The organism is Maribacter sp. TH_r10 (genome assembly GCF_033101095.1).
GTDB lineage: Bacteria > Bacteroidota > Bacteroidia > Flavobacteriales > Flavobacteriaceae > Maribacter_A > Maribacter_A luteus.
Genome location: NZ_JAWMPY010000008.1, coordinates 56,968 through 76,614, shown reverse-complemented (window position 1 = coordinate 76,614; position 19,647 = coordinate 56,968). Strand labels below are relative to the sequence as shown.

Annotated in this window: 17 protein-coding genes; 16 read left to right on the top strand and 1 reads right to left on the bottom strand. The window is 39.6% G+C overall.

Features of this window, described 5'->3' with window-relative positions:
• The first annotated feature begins 10 nt into the window (after positions 1 to 10).
• The 4 genes from R3X28_RS16135 (at position 11) to R3X28_RS16120 (ending at position 4,102) form a co-directional block, all read left to right on the top strand.
• The gene (locus R3X28_RS16135) at positions 11 to 2,077 is read left to right on the top strand and encodes a polysaccharide lyase family 8 super-sandwich domain-containing protein (protein ID WP_317665696.1); all 2,067 of its coding nucleotides are present in this window, start codon (positions 11 to 13) and stop codon (positions 2,075 to 2,077) included.
• Positions 2,078 to 2,097: 20 nt separating this feature from the next.
• Positions 2,098 to 2,640: a hypothetical protein gene (locus R3X28_RS16130; protein ID WP_317665695.1), complete on the top strand. Its 543-nt coding sequence runs from the start codon at positions 2,098 to 2,100 to the stop codon at positions 2,638 to 2,640.
• A gap of 344 nt (positions 2,641 to 2,984) precedes the next feature.
• Entirely contained in the window at positions 2,985 to 3,638 is a 654-nt protein-coding gene (locus R3X28_RS16125) for a hypothetical protein (RefSeq protein ID WP_154366837.1), read from the top strand.
• Positions 3,635 to 4,102 carry a DUF6428 family protein gene (locus R3X28_RS16120; protein ID WP_317665694.1) on the top strand — a complete coding sequence of 156 codons (468 nt, stop codon included), beginning with the start codon at positions 3,635 to 3,637 and terminating at the stop codon, positions 4,100 to 4,102. The genes R3X28_RS16125 and R3X28_RS16120 overlap by 4 nt, the downstream gene beginning before the upstream one ends.
• 17 nt (positions 4,103 to 4,119) lie before the next feature.
• Here R3X28_RS16120 and R3X28_RS16115 read toward each other — a convergent pair whose 3' ends face one another.
• Positions 4,120 to 4,308 (bottom strand): hypothetical protein, encoded by a 189-nt coding sequence (locus tag R3X28_RS16115; RefSeq protein ID WP_317665693.1) that lies wholly within the window; start codon positions 4,306 to 4,308, stop codon positions 4,120 to 4,122.
• A gap of 87 nt (positions 4,309 to 4,395) precedes the next feature.
• Between R3X28_RS16115 and R3X28_RS16110 the strand changes: the two genes are divergently transcribed.
• The 12 genes from R3X28_RS16110 (at position 4,396) to R3X28_RS16055 (ending at position 19,537) form a co-directional block, all read left to right on the top strand.
• Positions 4,396 to 5,172, top strand: a complete 777-nt coding sequence (locus R3X28_RS16110; RefSeq protein WP_317665692.1) for a sulfite exporter TauE/SafE family protein — start codon at positions 4,396 to 4,398, stop codon at positions 5,170 to 5,172.
• Positions 5,173 to 5,312: 140 nt separating this feature from the next.
• The gene (locus R3X28_RS16105) at positions 5,313 to 6,482 is read left to right on the top strand and encodes a YHYH protein (protein ID WP_317665690.1); all 1,170 of its coding nucleotides are present in this window, start codon (positions 5,313 to 5,315) and stop codon (positions 6,480 to 6,482) included.
• A 384-nt stretch (positions 6,483 to 6,866) separates the two neighbouring features.
• A complete protein-coding gene (locus R3X28_RS16100; protein WP_317665688.1) occupies positions 6,867 to 8,345 on the top strand; it encodes an amidohydrolase family protein in 1,479 nt (492 codons plus the stop codon).
• 803 nt (positions 8,346 to 9,148) lie between these two features.
• A complete protein-coding gene (locus R3X28_RS16095; protein ID WP_317665686.1) occupies positions 9,149 to 10,465 on the top strand; it encodes a kelch repeat-containing protein in 1,317 nt (438 codons plus the stop codon).
• A 254-nt stretch (positions 10,466 to 10,719) separates the two neighbouring features.
• The gene (locus R3X28_RS16090) at positions 10,720 to 11,727 is read left to right on the top strand and encodes a tetratricopeptide repeat protein (protein ID WP_317665684.1); all 1,008 of its coding nucleotides are present in this window, start codon (positions 10,720 to 10,722) and stop codon (positions 11,725 to 11,727) included.
• A 117-nt stretch (positions 11,728 to 11,844) separates the two neighbouring features.
• Positions 11,845 to 12,186 carry a hypothetical protein gene (locus tag R3X28_RS16085; protein WP_317665682.1) on the top strand — a complete coding sequence of 114 codons (342 nt, stop codon included), beginning with the start codon at positions 11,845 to 11,847 and terminating at the stop codon, positions 12,184 to 12,186.
• 539 nt (positions 12,187 to 12,725) lie between these two features.
• A complete protein-coding gene (locus R3X28_RS16080) occupies positions 12,726 to 13,085 on the top strand; it encodes a hypothetical protein (RefSeq protein ID WP_317665681.1) in 360 nt (119 codons plus the stop codon).
• Positions 13,086 to 13,228: 143 nt separating this feature from the next.
• Positions 13,229 to 13,522 carry a hypothetical protein gene (locus R3X28_RS16075; RefSeq protein WP_282055957.1) on the top strand — a complete coding sequence of 98 codons (294 nt, stop codon included), beginning with the start codon at positions 13,229 to 13,231 and terminating at the stop codon, positions 13,520 to 13,522.
• 751 nt (positions 13,523 to 14,273) lie between these two features.
• Positions 14,274 to 14,792, top strand: coding sequence for a RidA family protein (locus R3X28_RS16070; protein WP_282055951.1), 519 nt, complete (start codon positions 14,274 to 14,276; stop codon positions 14,790 to 14,792).
• A gap of 120 nt (positions 14,793 to 14,912) precedes the next feature.
• On the top strand, positions 14,913 to 15,593 hold the full coding sequence (locus R3X28_RS16065) for a hypothetical protein (protein ID WP_317665679.1): 681 nt from the start codon (positions 14,913 to 14,915) through the stop codon (positions 15,591 to 15,593).
• 393 nt (positions 15,594 to 15,986) lie between these two features.
• Complete coding sequence (locus tag R3X28_RS16060; protein WP_317665677.1) at positions 15,987 to 16,499, top strand: hypothetical protein; 513 nt, start codon at positions 15,987 to 15,989, stop codon at positions 16,497 to 16,499.
• A 227-nt stretch (positions 16,500 to 16,726) separates the two neighbouring features.
• Positions 16,727 to 19,537, top strand: coding sequence for an alpha/beta hydrolase family protein (locus tag R3X28_RS16055; protein ID WP_317665675.1), 2,811 nt, complete (start codon positions 16,727 to 16,729; stop codon positions 19,535 to 19,537).
• Positions 19,538 to 19,647 lie beyond the last annotated feature (110 nt).

Below are 19,647 nucleotides of genomic sequence, written 5' to 3'. Positions count from 1 at the left end.
TAGTAGTTGTATGAAAAAATGGATCTTGATTATAGCGATGGTCATCTGCCATCAAACGATCTTTTCAAACGATCTGGATAAACTCAAACAAAACGTAAGGGATTTTTATTTGCTTGAAAAGGTGAGTAACGCCGAAGTGGCCCACTTACTTGAGGGAATGAAGGGGGATTTTTCTTTTGGAGACATCGATTACGATATGCACCGAAGAAGTAATTGGAAACCGCGGGAACATTTGAAACGACTTATTAAACTCGCCATTGCCTATGAAGATGTGAACAGCGATTATTACCAGCAAGATCATTTGGCAGAGGCAATCGTTGGCGGACTGAATTATTGGAGCTACCATGATTTTTATAGCGACAACTGGTGGCATCAGGAAATTGGGGTTCCCCAAAGTATTGGGCCTACGCTTATCATTTGTGAAAAGATCATTCCCGATTCCACGATGGTGAGGTCTTTGAAAGTGATGGACAAGTCCAAAATCAAGATGACGGGTCAAAATAAGATATGGCTCAGTGGTAATGTATTTATGCGCGAACTGGTTCGTGGCAATAGGGATTTGATGACGGCCGCCGCCGATACGATCAAATCCGTCGTAGTGCCATCAAAACCCTATGAAGAAGGTATTCAACCCGATTATTCCTTTCACCAACACGGTCCCCAACCCCAATTAGGGAACTACGGATTGCATTTTGCCGAGGACATTGTAAAGTGGATGTTCATTTTCGATAAAACGGGTATCGCCTTTTCTTCAGAGAAGGTAGACCTTATGCGCAATTTCATGTTCCAGGCGCAGCAAAAAGTCAATTATAAAGGAAAATACGAGCTTTTGGCAACGGGACGACAACTTTTCCCGGAGAGGGTGAACGGCGAAAAATATCGAGGGCCAAAATCAAAATACGATCTTTATAAAAACCTTGAGCGCATATTCAACTTGTTCGATTCCCATGAGAATCCAACCGGTCCCCCCAAGGAGTATGTCCATTTTCGAAATTCGGATTATAGCCTGTATCGCACAAACGGATTTTTCTCGCCCGTACGTATGTCTTCCCAACGGGTAATAGGTGCTGAGGCTGGCAACGGCGAAAACCTAATGGGCTATCATCTGGGTGATGGTACCAACCTGATCTATCGCAGGGGAGACGAATACCATGAAATTTATCCGGTATGGAACTGGAGGAAATTACCCGGCACCACTACGGTACAGGATACTGTACCACTTCCCGTTTTGACATGGTCTGGATATAGGAACGGCTCCCATTTTACGGGAGGCCTACAGAGTGATTGGGGCGGGATTTCCGCTTTTGAATATCGACGGGATAGCCTAAAAGCGAATAAATCCTATTTTTTCAAGGACAATACGGTCTATGCCTTGGGTTCGGCCATTGGTACCGATAGGGATTTTGAGGTGGTGACCACCATCAATCAATGTTATAAAAAAGGTCCGGTGATCATTAACAAGAAGAAGGGCAAAATCACTTCCGTTTGGCATGATAGTATTGCATATGTGAACCTCGGAAAGCAACAATTGAAGGTTCAGCAAGGTATACAGACCGGTAATTGGAAAAAGATATTGACTTGGCAAACGGATACCCTTATATCAAAAGAGGTTTTTGACCTGGAAGTGGATCATGGCATACGACCAAAGAACGCAAAATATGCTTATGTAAGTATCGTGGGTGTTTCTGAAAAGGAAGCGGAAAAAGCGATAAAAAAGGAATTGGGGCGAATACTGGTGCATAGCGGGGCGGTACATGCCCTAAGTTTTGATCAGGGGAAGAACATAGCCATCAGTGCGTTTAAGCCTAGTGAAGTGCCCATAGGGCATAAACAACAATTGAAAATCAATTCTCCCTGTTTATTGAATCTTTATAAACTTGAACGAGGATGGAAGATAGAAGCGGTGGATCCAACCCAGATGCTTGAAAAGCTTTCCTTCGGAATATCAGGAAAATATAAGGTTAAAGGTTCTCAGGTTTCGAAAATTGACGGGAACGTAACTTATTTCGAAATAACACTTCCATCGGAGAATGATAATAAAGGAATGAAGGCATCCGTTATTCTGATGTTGGAATAACATAATAGATCAAGAAACAAATGGTAGAGATCAAAGTAGCATTTTACGTTTTAGGGGCATTGTTCGGGATAAAGAACAGTCGTATCGCAGCGGAAAAAACGTTGGTTACCATAGACCCGATTGCCAAGACCATCGTAATTGTCGAAGAAGACCTTTTTACGGTGATTCAGGAAGAAAACGATAGTGTTCTCGTAAGCGAAGAGTTCCTCAAGATCCAGAAGAGGGATTGGATTCCAGAAATACAGGGGTATGATGAAAAATCGGTGGAGTTCTATACCGATGAAAACAATCTACTCAATGCAAAGGTCGTTTTAAAGTACAACACCTTTGAGGATCTAAATACCTATGCTTTGGGTGTTGCTCCCAATGGGGATTATTCATTGATACAGGTACCGAATTGGAATGTAGAGAGTACTGACGGTCAATTAAACGATATGTATTGGAACTTTGATGCAAGCAAACCTTTTTCCTTTACGATGGAAGCCTATAAGGACATGCCCGAAAAATATAGGGCCGATAAAGTTAGTCTTACTGCCATTTGGGAAGCTGCGAATAAAGGGTAAACCTTTGGGTTTCGGGAAATAGCAACATCTTCATTCTTAGGTTACTACATTACTTGGTTAAGGGCAATTTTCAATGAAGTGAGTAAAGTTTTCCACCATTTCAACAAAAATATTTTTGTGTGTAATTTTTATTATCGTAATATTGCAATGAATAGATGTATGAATAAGAATCATATCTGGTCAAGGTGTCGTTGGTTGTTGGAAAATGTAGCTCGAAGGTAAAGCAAAAAGGTCGCCTCATAAGGGTTATCATTTAATGACAAGGGGAAACATTCGATTTTTTTGCACTAATTAATCGTTTTATTGCAATAAAGGAATAGTAAACAATCAAAATCCCATATACAATGAAAACTAAAATGACAATGCTTACCATGTTCGTATTACTGAGCTTTATGCAGGCCGTGAATGCGCAAAAGTTAAAAGACAGAATTAAAGAATCGGTCGTGGAAATCGGAACCACATTTATCGAAATCCCGGAGGACCGTTTAAAACTCCTGGATCAGATTGCCTTTACAATGATTAGAAAAAGGGATGACAAAGGAATCGCCCATGTCGTTTTGGTAGATGCCAACAACCATGAACTCAGTCAGCTTTCCATGGTTTGGCTTACTACCGGGATACTTTACTACGGCCATGTAGATCTTTTCCAAATACAATCCGCAGGCTTAGCAGCGGATAATCAAAAAATACCAGGGCTACGACAACTCAAGGAATATGGGTTTACATTAAAGGACAACCAAAAAAATGGGGTTATGGGGTACAGGTTAAAATACGGTTCTGGCAGTTGGGAGGTTTATGGGAAATCATTGAGCGACCTTCAGGTACCCGAAGGGATAGCCATTAAGATTTTCCTTCAAGATAACCTTATCGACAATTCAATTGATAACAATCTAGTTTTAGATTCTACGGATTCCTCCAATATCGCTAAAGAAATGCTCTATTTGGCGACACGAATAAATAATTTATTAATGCGAAATCAGAAAAAACAACAACTATGAGACTATCGAAAATAAAAGAAATCTTGGGCAAGTCAGAGACCTTGGCCTTTGAATTACCGAACGGGGAATTGGTCCCAAGACATTTTCATGTGACCGAAGTAGGGAAGGTCACCAAAAACTTCATCGATTGCGGGGGTACGGTACGTAAGGAAGAAGTGGTGAACTTTCAACTATGGCAGGCCGATGATTACGACCATAGGCTGCATCCTGAAAAATTGGTGCATATCATAGAACTTTCAGAAAAGGTTCTGGGCATCGGGGATTTGGAAATAGAGGTGGAGTACCAAGGGGATACCATTGGTAAATTCGGTTTGGATCATGATGGCACCAATTTCTTATTGACCACAAAGCAGACCGATTGCCTGGCCAAGGACAATTGTGGTATTCCCGCAGTGAAACCGAAATTGAAACTTTCGGAAATTCAGGCGGCAACTTCCTGCGCTCCTGGTAGCGGTTGTTGTTAGTCTGGGGATAAATTCCCTTACAACATGATCAAAAATAGGCCATAGCAATAGGTCTGTTCCATGGTATAGGATCTTGTTTTAGTGCTAGTAGTTTCGGCCCCAAAGGCAAGCGTATGGATCATGATGGTATTTTGGGGGTAAAAACCATCATTTGTTATACCTTTGGGGTACGATTCAAGCGGTATGTTCCTTATATCGACTTCCATTGTATATAATGGTTCTTGTTATGTTTGGCGTGGTATGGCAAGACCGGTAGAAATGACTACGTTGCGCCACCGATTTTTTTTGGATTTATGGACACTTGGACATTGGCCGCCATTATAATGTTGATCGCATTCGTAATGACAATGACAGGTCGCGGAGGCGGCAATTTTTATGTACTCACCCTGGTATTGGCAGGGATCGATATGAACCTTTCCGCATCTACCGGGCAATTTATCCTAATGTCTTCTTCCTTAATGGCCACCATTCTCTTCAGTCGCCAAAAAATGAACCATTGGAAACTCACCATCCTTTTGGGGGTTTTGATTTTCGTTTCGGCAATGAGCGGTGGGTATCTGGGACATTATTTTAATGAAAGAATGTTGAAGATCGTTTTTGCCGTGGTCATGTTCCTGGCCGCCATCCTAATGCTGAGAAAACCTAAAAAGCACCTGAAGAGCGATCGTAAATGGATCGTTTCCCTAACCTCCAATAACGAGGAATACCATGTAAACCTTTTGATAACCGTTCCCGTGGTTTTGCTCACCGGTTTTATTTCGGGTATGGTAGGGGTTTCTGGGGGTTCTTTCTTAGTGCCTTTAATGTTGCTCACCATGAGTGTGCCCATGCATATTGCCGTAGGCACATCGACCACTTTGGTCACCATTTCGGCGGCAGCTGGTTTTTTCGGGCATTTGGGTGCCGGGGTGTTTTACCCACAATTGGCCGTTCCCCTTGCATTGGGTGGACTGGTAGGCGGATTCTTAGGTGCTAAACTGGCGGTGAAATCAAAACCAAAAAACCTTAAATACCTCTTTGCAGGCACACAACTGGTGGCTTCCGTGATTATGATCTACAACGTTTTATAAGACCTTGGTACCATTTCTATTTCGGTACTTTCTTCAATACTTCAAAATGGACTACCAAAATTATATTCGGGAATCATAACCGTTGCCATACTTTTTTATGCAAAACGATTATCTTTCGAACGAAATAGAAATCCCTCACCATGAAAAAAACCGCTTTTATTCTGCTCCTGACCTTGATTTTTTCCTGCAAGGACAACAATAAACGTAATCAAGGTCCCGAAGATGGGCAGCGTCCATCGGCTAGCCAGATCATTTCGGATTTCGATACCGATAAGGACGGAAAACTGTCCCAAGAGGAAGTTGGCGGACCCCTTGTTGAGGAATTTTCAAATATAGATACGGATAAGGACGGATTCTTGACCGAAAGCGAATTGGAAAACGGGCCCAAACCCCCACCACCGATGGAGCAACATGAAAACAGTGTAAGTCCAGATGACTTCGATACCACCGTAAAGTCCGTTCCCGTAAATACGGATTTTCTTATCAAAGAGAACATCATAGGGGAAATCGCCCAGGATACGATGGTCTTATCGGGCGTGGAAACCCTTTGTTATGTGATAAAGACCCATTCACGGGCCACCGAACATCAGATGGGGCCTTGGTGCCCACTGCATATTGAAGACGGTATGGAAAAAGCGGGCATTTGGTTCCAAGATGGGAAAGTCTATGATGTATCGGGGCATTTTATCGCCAATTTGGATGAGTTCTATAACGATGATAAATGGAAAATGTATAACGAGGACGGTACCATAAACGTCACCTTGACCAAGGAAGCCTGTTTGGCCGCTGCAAAGCCCGATGTTGATGAAGCCTACAACAACTATTGTGTGGAATGTATGCCCGATTTTTTCAAGGATCAGGTAACCACCTTTGTGATTCCCGTACAACCACAATACCTCACCACCGCCCAAAGTTTTGGTAGGGGAGGCATAGGAATGGCCTTCAATGGGGTAAATTATGATCCTCCGGCACCTACACACGCCATATTGGCTGCACATACCATTGCTCCCTTAGATGATCATGGCGGACATGTAAATCCGCATGGGGGCTATCATTACCATGCCGTTACGGGTTCTACCAAGGAAATTGTCCAGGAAGATGTGCATGCTCCCATGTTGGGCTATGCCATAGACGGATTCGGAATTTATGCCTTGTTGGATAAAAACGGGGACAAACCCGAAAACTTGGACGAATGTGGGGGGCACTCCGATGAAATTCGAGGCTACCATTACCATGCCGGGGAACCTGGGGGCAACCAGATCATAAGTTGCTTACACGGCCTACCGGGCTATACCGAGGTAGAGGAGTAAGAAACCACATTCCTGATTTTTTTAAGGGTTTTTTTAGATGGATGGCATTCCGTCTGTCTTAAAGATCGAAACTTGTTGATAAGCCGCTCATGCAAAACCTCTTGCCGATAACCTAAATCGGGGGATTCGTGATGAATCATATTTTGCGTGAAATTAAAAAGGAACACCACTCTACGTGAACATTTTGGGATTTAGCTATTACCAAAAAACGTATTTGTTTTATGACAATAATGAGAAATGCGCGAGGGTTTTTTATGGGTATCATGAAAAGGGATGTAAATCGTTAATAATGAGTAATTCTTTTGTTAGTTTGTATTAGCGCACGGTAGAAAAAAGCATTGACGGCCCCTTGAACCGTACCCTAAAAAACCAAACCAAACTCTAATGAATAAAGTCTTCAATCTGTGCTATGCCGCACTTTTTATGCTTACCTCTTGTCAGGATTTCGGCATACTGTTCAAAGATGCCCTATGTATCGAGAACATATCGATCATTGACCCCGAAGAAGGATTAAAGAACAATCAGACCCTTGTCATCAAAGAGGGGAAGATCTTTCAGATAACGCCTACCGAAGAAATACGGTTATCCAAGAAGAATACCATTGTTGATGGTACGGGAAAATTCATGATTCCCGGGTTATGGGATGCCCATATGCATTTTTCGTACATCAAGGAAATGGCGCCCCATATGTTCAATTTGTTCCTGGCGAACGGTATTACCAGTGTACGGGATACGGGAGGCGATATTTCCTTTGTCAATAAATGGAAACAACTGTCATTGGCCAACCCTACCGATGCCCCTAGGGTAATGGTCGCAGGTCCGCTTTTAGACGGTATGCCCAATGTTTATGATGGTAGTGACCCCGGACACCCGCCACTTTCAGAGGGTTTAAGATCTTTAAATGATGTAAGGGACAAGGTGAATGAGTTGGACAGTCTAGAGGTAGATTTCCTAAAGGCATATGAAATGTTGTCACCCGAGCAATTTATCTTGATCAACGAGCTGGCAAAGGAAAAAGGACTTAAGGTTACTGGCCATGTTCCTTTAAGTATGGATGTGATAAGTGCATCGAACGCAGGTATGAACAGTATGGAACATTTACGAAACCTGGAACTGTCCTGCGCCTCCAATGCCGACGAACTTTTGGCAGAGCGAAATGAACTTTTGACCCTTGGGAAAGATGAAAAAGGGGCTGCCCTCCGTTCCAAAATACATAACGAACAACGACAACGGGCCATTGAGAACTATGACCCGGAAAAGGCCAAGGAAATTTTGGCCGTCCTCGCAAAAAATGACACCTGGCAAATTCCGACCCTGGCATTGAGCACGGGGTTCGTAAAAAGGCCGTTCACCCAAGAAAAGTGGCAAGAAGATTTTAAATATTTGCCCGAATATATTGAACGGGACTGGAAAAGGAACATAGAGTTGTTCTCAAAAAATGAAATCACCCCTTTTAGGATCGAGTATGTAAAATGGTTGATGAACATGACCTTGAACATACATAAATCCGGGATCAATATGATGGCCGGCACCGATTGTCCCATCTTCTTTTTGACCCCCGGAGCTAGCTTACACGAGGAATTGGCCGTTTTGGTAGAAGCCGGACTCACCCCATTACAGGTTTTAAAAACCGCTACGGTAAATCCCGCAAAGTATTTTGATATGGAAGAAGAACTCGGGAACGTAAGAACGGGGCATTGGGCAGATTTGGTGATCCTTGATGCCAACCCCTTGGAGGATATAAAACATACCAAGCTCATACATGCCGTGGTGAAACAAGGAAAGTATTATGACCGTACGGCTCTCGATGGCTTATTGCAAGAGTTGAGTGCCAAGGAAACTGAGATTAAAGAGAACCTATAGAAATAGACTTGTATTTTATATGATTTTGGTTGATAACTCTTGATAACTGGGTTATGCCATTAATAGTATTTGCCTTACTTTAGAAGTGTGATTGAAAGCACCGTTTTGTAAACTCCCGAAAACGGTCATGAACGGAAAGCCAGCTAAAAAAACCAATGCCCTTTTTTTGTAGGGCGAAGCTTTGATCAAACGTTTTACACACACCGGTACCAGTATCCCAAAAGGGCGCACCCCCTTGATCGGACTTCCCAATCCTCTTGTGGAAGCCCTAATTCGTTACATTTTTACATCCCTATTTTCTCTTTGTTCTCATGGCAATAAGGGCAAGACCATCTTGTTGCAAACAAGACAGTTACGAAAATATTTTGAAATGGCTTTACGCTTTTCTGTAAGGTATAGTTTTAAAAAAGTGATAGGTTGCAATAGTCTTGTATGCCCTAATTTTGGGGATATATGGGTTTATTTTATAGGTATAAATAAGTTGTAAATAATGCAAAAAAAACTAACAAGAATTAAGAATTAATGACATCAAAAAGTTTTGAAAAACATAGCATATTTGACAGGTCAAACCCCGCTCTGCGAAGTCTGTGACTTCGTAGCGTATTGCGTGAATACGTGACCAAAGTGAAATACCCCAGCGTAATGATATGGTGCGAAGTTGCAAACTTCCTCCGCTAGCGTGAGCATCCTGTACTGAGTGAAGTCGAAGCATCACGCTCGTGCCGTGCCAGTGAAAAATGTAATTTTAAACAAATTACTTTTTAAGCTTAATACACTAAACAAAATTTCTAAATACTCTGATTATGACCAAATCTATTAAATTTTATAATTTTTTTATCAGTCTACTTGCATTTACAATCATTTCTTGTTCATCTTCGTCAAACGATCCTGAAATAGTACCGGAAATTTTGAATGGGGAACCTAGTGATTTTTCGCTTTTGGCAGTAGAAAATAATGCTTTGGACATATCACTTAAGCCTACTTTTATTTGGGAGAATTCCATTGATCCGGAAAGTGGCATAATTCGATATAATTTTTTATTAGATACAATAAATCCACCTGAAATACTTTTGTTTGAAAATATAGAAAGTACATCTTTAGACTTAATTACTCCATTAGGTCTGAGCAAAAAGTATTATTGGCAAGTTGAAGCGAAGGATGAAAAAAACGCCATAACAAAAAGTACAGTATCAACATTTTCGACTGTCGATTTATTGATTCCAAATTCACCAGAAGTTGAAAATGCTGGTTTTCCCATAAGAAATGGTCATCGCTGTGTGGTTTTCAAAAATAAAATATGGGTTATTGGTGGCAGCTATGGGGGTTATCTAAATGATATATGGAATAGTGATAACGGAATAGACTGGGTGCTCGTAACTGATAGTCCAAATTTTTCGGGAAGAACTGGTTTTACTTTAACCGTTTTTAATAATAAAATGTGGCTAATTGCAGGATATGCTGGTTTCCGAACGAATGACGTTTGGAGTAGCGAAGATGGCATAAATTGGATTCAAGTTACTCCAAATGCAGATTTTCCGGAAAGAACGGAGCATTCGAGTTTGGTATATGACAATAAATTATGGGTAATAGGAGGTAGTCCAAAGAATCAAGATTCAATTTTCGCCAATGATGTTTGGTATACTGAAAATGGTATTGAATGGGTTATGGCAACTGAATCTGCACAATTCGAACCACGTTCTGATCATTCTAGTGTCGTTTTTGATGGAAAAATATGGGTGATAGGAGGAAACATAGCTTCTAGTCAACCTATAGGAGATGCTTGGTATAGTAGTGACGGGGTTTCTTGGGAAAAAGCAACTTCCGAAAACAATGTCTTTCCTGGTCGTGTAGGCCAATTTAGTGTAGTTTTTGACAATAAAATATGGCTCTTTGGTGGTTTTAGATATGGAGGCTCTGGATATCAGAATGATATATGGTTTAGTACAGATGGGAGTGATTGGTACGAAGTTATAAGTAATGGTCCTTATACAAAAAGATCTGGGTCAGATGGAGCCATTTTTCAGGATAAAATATGGATGATTGCAGGCGGAAGGCACTTAAATTTAAGTGGTTCATATAATACAAATGATATTTGGTCATTTGGAAAGAAATTCAATTGAAATTGAAAAAGCATTTATTATAATAACTGCCCCTCGCTAACGCGAGCAGCCTGTGCTGAGCGAATTTGAAGCATCACGCTCGTCCCGCTCTGCGAAGTCTGTGACTTCGTAGCGTGTTGAGTAAGTAATTGAGTAAGTGACAAGAGTGAAATAGCCCAGCTTAATGTTATGGTGCGAAGTTTAAAACTTCGTACAGCCGAAAAATATTTTAAATAAAACCCGTTAGCACATAGTATAAGAAAAGCCAAACCACGATGACCAAAACCAAATTTTTAATCGTTATCTCCCTAATGTTCATTTCCAATTTCACTTTTGGTCAGCATCAGGAAATAGAGGACCTTGTGAGCAAAGGAATTGAATTACATGACAAAGGGGAATATAAAAAAGCTATAGAAACTTATCAAAAAGCTTTACGTATTGACCCCGATTCAGGCCTTATCAATTACGAAATCGCATTCTCCTATCTTTCTGACAAAGACTATAAAAATGCTGAAATATATAGTAAAAAGGTCATTGATTTACAAAACGATCATCTTTTACTGGGCTACATCACATATGGGAATGCATTGGATATGCAAGGTAAAACTGAAGAGGCAATAAAGTCTTATGAAAAGGCTATGAAAGATTTTGACCATTATCTGCTGTATTACAATCATGCCATTACTTGCTTAAATTCAGGGGATACCGATAAAGCTTATGATTCCGCTTTAAAGGCAATTATAAATAATTCCGCTCATGCCAGTAGTCACTTGATTTTAAGTAAAATAATGGAAAAGAAAGGTTCCAGGATAAAAGCGATGCTTCCACTTTACTTTTTTTTACTTATTGAACCAAATTCCAATAGATCGGGAATCGAATATGAAAGTTTAAGGAAGTATATAGACCATGGTGTTTCCCAAACGTTGGAAAATAATATAAATATTGTCGTTCCCATGAACAATGACGCTGATTTCGGAGCTGCGGAAATGATGATTAGTTTATCAAAAGCATCGAACAGTTTGGAGGATAATAAAGGGAAATCGGATTTAGAACTATTTTCAGAAAACAATGAAAGGCTGTTCAAGATTTTAGGGGAATTAAAAAAGGACAATTCAGGATTCTGGTGGGATTTATATGTTCCGTTTTTTTATGACATGACAAATGAAAACCTAACAAAACCATTCAGCTATTATATATCACTTTCAAAAGGGGAAGAGGTTACCAAATGGATCGATGAAAATAATATTGAATTTGAAAAATTTTCGAATTGGATAGCCAAATAAAATATGGTGACGCTAGGGCAAGCATCTTGATCGTGTCGTGCCCTATGAAATTGTTGCACGTTTAGAAACAAGTTGTTTGTAGTATTGACTAAACTTAACTAAAAATAGAATTAATAAATGACCAAATTACAATCTGAAATTATTGATCTAAAATCGGATTTAAAAAAGTTACGGGTTTTATTAATCATATTAACTCTTTTTCATTTTGTGTATTTGATTGTTGTTTTTACGGATCCGAAATTATGGCTTAAACTAGACTATGACTACAAGGCCAACTGGCTGATTTTAGGACTTCATCTTATTGTTGCGGGGATTTTTATCTGGTTCAACTGGAAAAAAATGCCTATTCCAAGAAAAACTAAATCAAACAATACTTTCCTGATTTTATTTTTAGGAATAATCGGAATGTGGTTATGGATTCCTAATAAACGAGAAATGAAAAAACTGTTGAAGTTGTAAAATAACATTTGGCTCACGCGAGCGTTATCTTACCCCCGCTCTACAAAGTCCGTGACTTCGTAGCGTATTGTGTAAGTACGTGAAAATGTGACAAGAGTGAAATACGTGGCATAATGTTGTGGTACGTAGTTACAAACTTTACATAGCTGATTATAATAAACTTTTTGTACCTTAAGAGGTAATTTAATGGCGTATTTATGCGATTATGAGGTAGTTGGCGGTCATTTAAATAATGAAAGGGTTTTAAGGAACAATCAAGTGTTATGGAAAAAGGGTATAGAAATATTGGATATATTTTTTTACTGTTCATCCCATTAACATTTTTAGGGTTTTATAAAACGTATTTTGTCTTATCACCGGAATATGAAGGAACAGTGGATTTGTATACGCACCTTCATGCGTTGGTAGCTTCCATTTGGATTACGCTTTTAATCACACAACCGTTACTGATTAGATATAGGAATTTTAAACTACATCGCTTTTTTGGAAAAATTTCCTACGTCGTTTTTTTCGCTTTAATACTTTCTTTTATACCGCAAATGATTAAGGAATACGGGAAGAACCTTATTCCGTTAAACGCCGGTTTTGACATTGTACTCTTGGTATTGTTCTATACCCTTGCCATAAAACATAAGAACAAAGTTGCTGTTCACATGCGATATATGATAGCCATTGCATTGATTTTTTTGGGACCGACATTAGGAAGGATTATCTTTATTTTATTGGGATGGGAGGGTTTAGGTTCTTTCAATATCCCATATGTAGCTGTCATTGGTATTCTTTTCGGTTTAATAATTTGGGATAAAAGGAATAATAGAACCTATAAACCGTATGTAGTAGCGGTAATAGCTTTCGCTATCTATTTGATTGCGCTGTATACCATTAATGTGAATTTATAAGAAAAGTAATCCCATGAACTACCGATAGTACTTGGCGCCACTGCTATCAAGAGCATGATGCTCATGATCCCGCTCTACGAAGTTTGCAACTTCGCACCAGTACGAATACAAGCGTAGGAGGGTAGTGGATTAAACTAAAAAATATGAATTGGACTACGTTTTTCGCTTTGTTTTTATTGATATCGATCACCGGTTGTACTAACCATTATAATGATACCATTGCATGGATGGATAATCTTGAATCTGGAATGAATATTGAAGCCGTTCGGGAATCGGAACCTGATTTTGTGGAAATTGATTGGCAAAATCCACAAACCGTTGGAAATGAAAAATGGTATGTGGTAAACAAAATAAAGGGAAATAATGATGTCCTACATATGACCCATTATTTGGTTTTTGTTGAGAATGAATACCAATATCGGGAATCAAAAAAATAAAAAAGCGGGCACACAACCGTACCTATATTCCTTCTTGGCCGCATTGCAAAGTCTGTGACTTCGTAGTGTATTGTGTAAGTACGTGAATACGTGATAAGAGCGAATTAGCGCAGCTTCATGGTATGGTGCAAAGTTGCAAACTTCGCAAAGCTGATTTCTTTGGACAAGCAAAGAAGTTTAGACGGATTTATCTTTTCTTTAAACCTACCATCAATACGACACCAAATATCATTGGGGGGTGATCTCCTTCTGTAGTGTAGTCGGTATGGCCGTTAAGAATTATTGAAGCCTTGGAAATAATTTAGGCCATAGTGACGGTTCCAAAAATCCCAAAATTTTTGGAAACACCTAATGAAGGAGTGTCTTTTCTTTGCTTCGTTTCTTTGGACAAGCAAAGAAATGAAGAAAGAGGTTTTCAAGAACCTCCTTCCTGGATTTCTTAAAAAACCAGTATGAACCCCGCTTTGCGAAGTCTGTGACTTCGTAGCGTATTGCGTAAGTACTTGGATAAGTGACAAGAGTGAAATAGCCCAGCCTAGTGTTATGGTGCGAAGTTGCAAACTTCGCACAGCCGAATAACCAAATATAATAGGTGCTCCGTAGAACGGGCATCATGCTCGTGCCCAGAAATGGCAAGTATAAAATCGAAAAGAAAGTTAATGTATATTTGAAAGAACCCCCTAAATGACGCATGACAAAAAAACGGGTTAGCCGAAAACCGATTAAGAGTAGGCACTAAACCATCAGAATTATGAAAAAACCAACCAACCGCCTAAACGTTTTAGTGCTACTTTTTGTATTGGCTTTAAGCTTTCAAAGCTGTGAACAGCAACAAAAAGAAGAAACAAAAGAAGTTGAAAAAGAAGTTTTGGTGCAATCGGAGAAACCCGAATATTTTCTCTTGCGACCAGAAGTGGAAAAAGCATATGGCTATTCCCACGCCGTAAAAATCGGGAATAGCATAAAAATTTCTGGCGCAGTGAGTATGGATGACGAAGGAAATCCGACTGCCGTTGGCGATATAGAACAGCAGATGAAAAATTGTTATGCAGACTTGAATAAAATATTGGAACACTATGGTTGCACCTTCGATGATGTGGTCAAAGAAGACATTTTCACAACTGACATGGCACAAATGCTCGAAAAATCGGCCTACCGGGCAGAAATTTACAAGAATGGCTTTCCTACGGGTACATGGCTAGAGGTAAAAGGTTTGGCAATTCCTGAATTTATGGTTGAAATAGAACTCGAAGTACATAAATCGGAATAAAGGTACGCACGCACAACAGCTCTACGAAGTCCGTGACTTCGTAGCGTATTGCGTAAGTAAGTGACATGAGTGAAATAGCTAAGAACTGTCAGGTAAAACCAATCCGAACTTTATAAACAAATGAAATACATAAAGACAGATACTGAATACGAACCTAAAATTACGGGAAGTCCGAATGGAGTTTATTCAGTTGAAATCAAAGAAAAGAAATCATTTAAATCAAAAGGAGAAAGAAATTATTTCAACGAATTTGTCAAAAAAAATAACGAAGATATCAGAAGAGTTTATGAACAGAATTTTGTTAAGATTGACAATAAGAGAATTACTGAAATAATTTACTTCCCTTCATATAAAAAAGCTAAAAATATTGACGTTGTTCAATATTGTCCTTTTCAAATGGGTTTTCAGTTATTAATTTCTGAGAAAGCATATGAAATCCTAAAAAAGTATAGAATACCAGCTTACAATATTATACCCTCCAAGATTGAAACTTTTGATAAGAAGTACTTTATGATAGGATTTTCAATGATTGAAAATAAAAATATTGACTTTAATAAATCTAAGTTTTACGACTTTAAACTGGAAAAAGAAATAGTTTACAAAAACAATAATGATTATGCTGAAATAAATTTCTCAAGATATCCTTTAGAAACATATCTAAAAGAGAGGTACAACTACGATATCATAAATCTGCAAGGAGAAGGAATTTATTTTTCAGAAGACCTAATAACGGCATTAGAAAAAAATGGAATAATTGGGTTTGTCAGGAAAAAGTCGATTCTATATAATGAAACTGAATGACAAAAAACCGTACAGCTAACAGTACCTATCAGAAATAGCGCGTAAAGTTCTAAATTTAAATCCCGCTCTACGAATTCCGTGACTTCGTAGCGTATGGCGTAAGTAAGTAACAAGAGTGAAATAGCTCAGCTTAATAATATGGAGCGAAGTTGCAAACTTCGTACAACCCTAAATGAAAGATCATTACTATCATAGTCCAAGATCCCTTGGGCAAAATACGGCCGTAAAATATGCGGAACTAGTTCGTAAAGGGCTAGCTTAAAAACAATAAAAATGATAATTTTGATGAGGTTTTAGAAAACCAAGTCGTACTAAATTAGGGGAGGCTTACCGTTTAGGCTAGGTCCTTACTGTGCAGTACATTACATAAAATGAAAACCTACATCAAGAATTATGAAAAAGGAAAGTCCTAAATTTAAAATCGCTTTACATTTTTATTATAAGCATATTGTTGCCATTTGTCTAATAGGTATGTTTTATTCCTGTAAAGAGAAGACCAACCTACCAGAGGAAATAACACAATTGGAATATACCGAAACGCATGATGTAAACACTCAAGCCTTTAATCTAGTCGGTAAATGGAAAATGGATTCTATTTGGACCCTGAAAGATGATAAAAAGATAAAACCAAGAATCGGTTTAATCAACATCTGCTGGACATTTGATAAAAATAATAATTGGCAACTGGAAAGTGGTCCCGTTAATGCGAAAATAGAAAACAATGAGGTGGAATTGAGCAATCCAATGAATAAACTCAAATCGAAATATACCGTAACCGATAGCATTTTAACTTTGAGGTCCTTAGACCTTAAATATAAAATATTGGAAATTGATTCAACTAAAATTTATATGAAATCGCTTGGGGTAATCAATGAAGCCTACAAGTTTGTTTCCGTTACACCATAAAAAGCCAACAGGTGCACATAAAATATTGGGACAATAGGGCAACAAATTGGATACAAAAAATAAATGCATTGTTAAAATCTGATACTGTGAACATGACATCGGATGTAAAAATGGTACGGGTCTTATTCATACTAGCAACTCTTTTTTTTTAGAATAAATTTCATTTCGTTGTTTCTCCCATAGCTTTTTCCATTATTCCTATATTTGGGTGTACCAACGAAACCCATATGATGAAAAGACTATTTCCATTATTTCTGCTCCTTATTTCCATTTCCGTTTTTGCCCAAAAAAAGGCCCTTGACCATTCCGATTATGCCTTGTGGAATACGATCAAAGATGCAACTTTGGCACCGGACGGTGCCCATGTCCTGTATTCCTTGGAAAAAGGGGAGAAGGATAATTTCCTAAAAGTGAAAAATAGTCAAGGCAATACGATTTTTGAACATGAGCGAAGTTCAAAAGGGATGTTCACCTATGATTCCAACTATGTACTGTTCACCATCAAAGCCTGGAAAGACAGTGTAATTGCCATGAAGAGCAGAAAGGTGAAAAAGAAAGACCTTCCCAAGGACTCACTGGGTATCTTGAACCTCAAGACTAATAGTGTGACTAAGATCGGGAATGTAAAGTCGTACAAACTTCCTGAAGAATGGTCGGGCTATGTGGCGTATCAATTGGAGGAAATAACCAAGAAAAAGGAGAAGGATGACGATGGGGAGGAAGAAAAAGATTCCGTCCCAGAAAAAAAGGATAAGAAAAAGAAACCCAAAAAAGTAGGTAAAAAAACCGGCTATCATGTGGTATTGCGTAATCTGGAAACCCAAAAAGAGGATACCTTGAAATTCGTCACCCATTTCACCTTTGCAAAAAAAGGAAAATGGTTTGCCTACACTTCTACCGGTATTGATAAAGAGGCCGATGCAGGTGCCTATGTCATCCATCTTGAAAATGGGGAAAAGACCAACATCCATAGCGCCAAGAAAGCAAAATACAATCAACTGCAGTTCAGTGAGTCGGGCAAACAGTTAGGTTTCGTTGTCGATACCGATACGACAAAAATTCAGGTGAGGCCCAACGCCTTATATCTATGGACAGAAGGAAAAGCCATGGCTGAAAAACTGGTCGATTCCGAATCCGCACCTAAAGGGTATCTCGTATCTTCCGATGGTGAAGTGAGCTTCTCCAAAGACGAATCAAAACTGTTCTTCGGGTTGCGTAAACCCCCGATCGTCAAAGATACCACCCTGACCGATGAAGAAATCGTAAACGTTGAGGTATGGACGTACGATGAGCCACAACTCTATACCGTTCAAGAACTACAATTGAAAAACGATACCATACGATCGTACCAAACCGCTGTTCATCTCAAAGATAAAAAGTTGGTGCCCTTGGCAATGGCCGAATATCCGAACAGTGAACTTGGGGATGAGGGCAATGCAACCTATGCACTCGTGGGCACAACGAAACCCTACGAATTGGAAAGTCAATGGAAGGGTTATCGAGAAAATGACTACGTGGTCATCAATACCGTAACAGGCGAGACCAAAATGGAGGTAAAAAAATCACCCAGAATGAAGCTTAGTCCAAAGGCAAAATACACCTTTGGCTATAATGCCATTGACAGTACCTGGTTTACATATGACATTGATTCAAAAGCCTACACGGCGTTGACCAAGGGGAAGGTCTTTTATGATGAATTGAACGATTCCCCCAAATTTCCATCACCTTATGGGTTGGCCGGTTTTACTGAAAATGATGCTTCGATCATTTTGTACGACCGCTATGACCTCTGGGAATTCGACCCTAAATCAGGTTCGGGAAACCGATTGACCAAAGGCCGTGAAACCAAAACGAGATACCGTTACGTGCAACTTGATGAAGAGGAACGCTTTTTAAATCCAAAAGGAAAATGGCTGTTGAGTACGTTCAATGAGGAAACCAAAAATTCGGGTTATGCCTCGTATACCCCTAAAAGCAAAAAGTTGGTTTCCTTGATTTCGGGTCCCTTTCGGTATGCGAACGTAAAAAAAGCGAAATTGAGCGATCGGTTGCTGTTTACCAAAGAATCTTTTCAAGTGTTCCCCGATCTGCATACGAGCGACATGGGTTTTAAAAAGACAACCCTGCTCAGTAATGCCAACCCACAACAAAAGGACTACAACTGGGGTACGATCGAGTTGGTTGATTTTACCTCACTCGATGGTAAAGCTTTAAAGGGACTGTTGGTGAAACCTGAAAATTTTGACCCCAAGAAGAAGTATCCCATGCTGGTGAACTTCTATGAACGCAGTACGGACAACCTATTTCGCCATAGGGCACCAAGGGCCGAAAGATCATCGATCAACTATAGTTTTTATACCAGTCGTGGGTATGTGATCTTTAATCCCGATGTCGAATATCGTGTGGGGTATCCAGGCGAGAGTGCCTACAATTGTGTGATTCCGGGCATCACTTCCTTGATCGAAAAAGGGTTTGTCGATACAAATAATATCGGTGTGCAAGGACACAGTTGGGGTGGTTACCAAATCGCTTATCTCGTTACGAAAACCGATATTTTCAAAGCCGCGGAATCCGGTGCACCCGTACCCAATATGATCAGTGCTTATGGCGGAATCCGTTGGTGGTCAGGGCTTAGTCGCCAGTTTCAATACGAGCATACGCAAAGTAGGATCGGTGGTACGCCTTGGGAATACCCTGCACGGTATATAGAAAACTCCCCCATCTTCAATATAGACAAGATAAATACCCCGCTGTTGATCATGCATAATGATGCGGACGGACATGTTCCTTGGTACCAGGGCATCGAATTTTTCGTAAGCCTTCGTCGTTTGGGAAAACCTTCATGGTTCCTGAATTACAATGGGGAACCGCATTGGCCGTTAAAACTTCAAAACCGAAAGGATTTCAATATTCGGATGGCACAGTTTTTCGATTATTATTTAAAAGGCGCACCAAAACCCGTTTGGATGCAAAGAGGGGTACCTGCCATGGAAAAAGGGGTAAATCAGGGATTGGAGCTTATAGGGGCTGAAGAGTAGTTGTTTTATTTCGGCTCTTAGGCATGGAAAAAAATGGAAGTATCGTAATTGGACACGACGATTGTTATAACCGAATTTAAACACAAAGGGTCAGGTTTATTTAAAAAAAA

Coding starts and splice junctions, on each gene's coding strand:
- R3X28_RS16135 (WP_317665696.1), top strand. CDS start 11: ATGAAAAAATGGATCTTGATTATAGCGATGGTCATCTGCCATCAAACG.
- R3X28_RS16130 (WP_317665695.1), top strand. CDS start 2,098: ATGGTAGAGATCAAAGTAGCATTTTACGTTTTAGGGGCATTGTTCGGG.
- R3X28_RS16125 (WP_154366837.1), top strand. CDS start 2,985: ATGAAAACTAAAATGACAATGCTTACCATGTTCGTATTACTGAGCTTT.
- R3X28_RS16120 (WP_317665694.1), top strand. CDS start 3,635: ATGAGACTATCGAAAATAAAAGAAATCTTGGGCAAGTCAGAGACCTTG.
- R3X28_RS16115 (WP_317665693.1), bottom strand. CDS start 4,308: ATGGAAGTCGATATAAGGAACATACCGCTTGAATCGTACCCCAAAGGT.
- R3X28_RS16110 (WP_317665692.1), top strand. CDS start 4,396: ATGGACACTTGGACATTGGCCGCCATTATAATGTTGATCGCATTCGTA.
- R3X28_RS16105 (WP_317665690.1), top strand. CDS start 5,313: ATGAAAAAAACCGCTTTTATTCTGCTCCTGACCTTGATTTTTTCCTGC.
- R3X28_RS16100 (WP_317665688.1), top strand. CDS start 6,867: ATGAATAAAGTCTTCAATCTGTGCTATGCCGCACTTTTTATGCTTACC.
- R3X28_RS16095 (WP_317665686.1), top strand. CDS start 9,149: ATGACCAAATCTATTAAATTTTATAATTTTTTTATCAGTCTACTTGCA.
- R3X28_RS16090 (WP_317665684.1), top strand. CDS start 10,720: ATGACCAAAACCAAATTTTTAATCGTTATCTCCCTAATGTTCATTTCC.
- R3X28_RS16085 (WP_317665682.1), top strand. CDS start 11,845: ATGACCAAATTACAATCTGAAATTATTGATCTAAAATCGGATTTAAAA.
- R3X28_RS16080 (WP_317665681.1), top strand. CDS start 12,726: ATGATTAAGGAATACGGGAAGAACCTTATTCCGTTAAACGCCGGTTTT.
- R3X28_RS16075 (WP_282055957.1), top strand. CDS start 13,229: ATGAATTGGACTACGTTTTTCGCTTTGTTTTTATTGATATCGATCACC.
- R3X28_RS16070 (WP_282055951.1), top strand. CDS start 14,274: ATGAAAAAACCAACCAACCGCCTAAACGTTTTAGTGCTACTTTTTGTA.
- R3X28_RS16065 (WP_317665679.1), top strand. CDS start 14,913: ATGAAATACATAAAGACAGATACTGAATACGAACCTAAAATTACGGGA.
- R3X28_RS16060 (WP_317665677.1), top strand. CDS start 15,987: ATGAAAAAGGAAAGTCCTAAATTTAAAATCGCTTTACATTTTTATTAT.
- R3X28_RS16055 (WP_317665675.1), top strand. CDS start 16,727: ATGATGAAAAGACTATTTCCATTATTTCTGCTCCTTATTTCCATTTCC.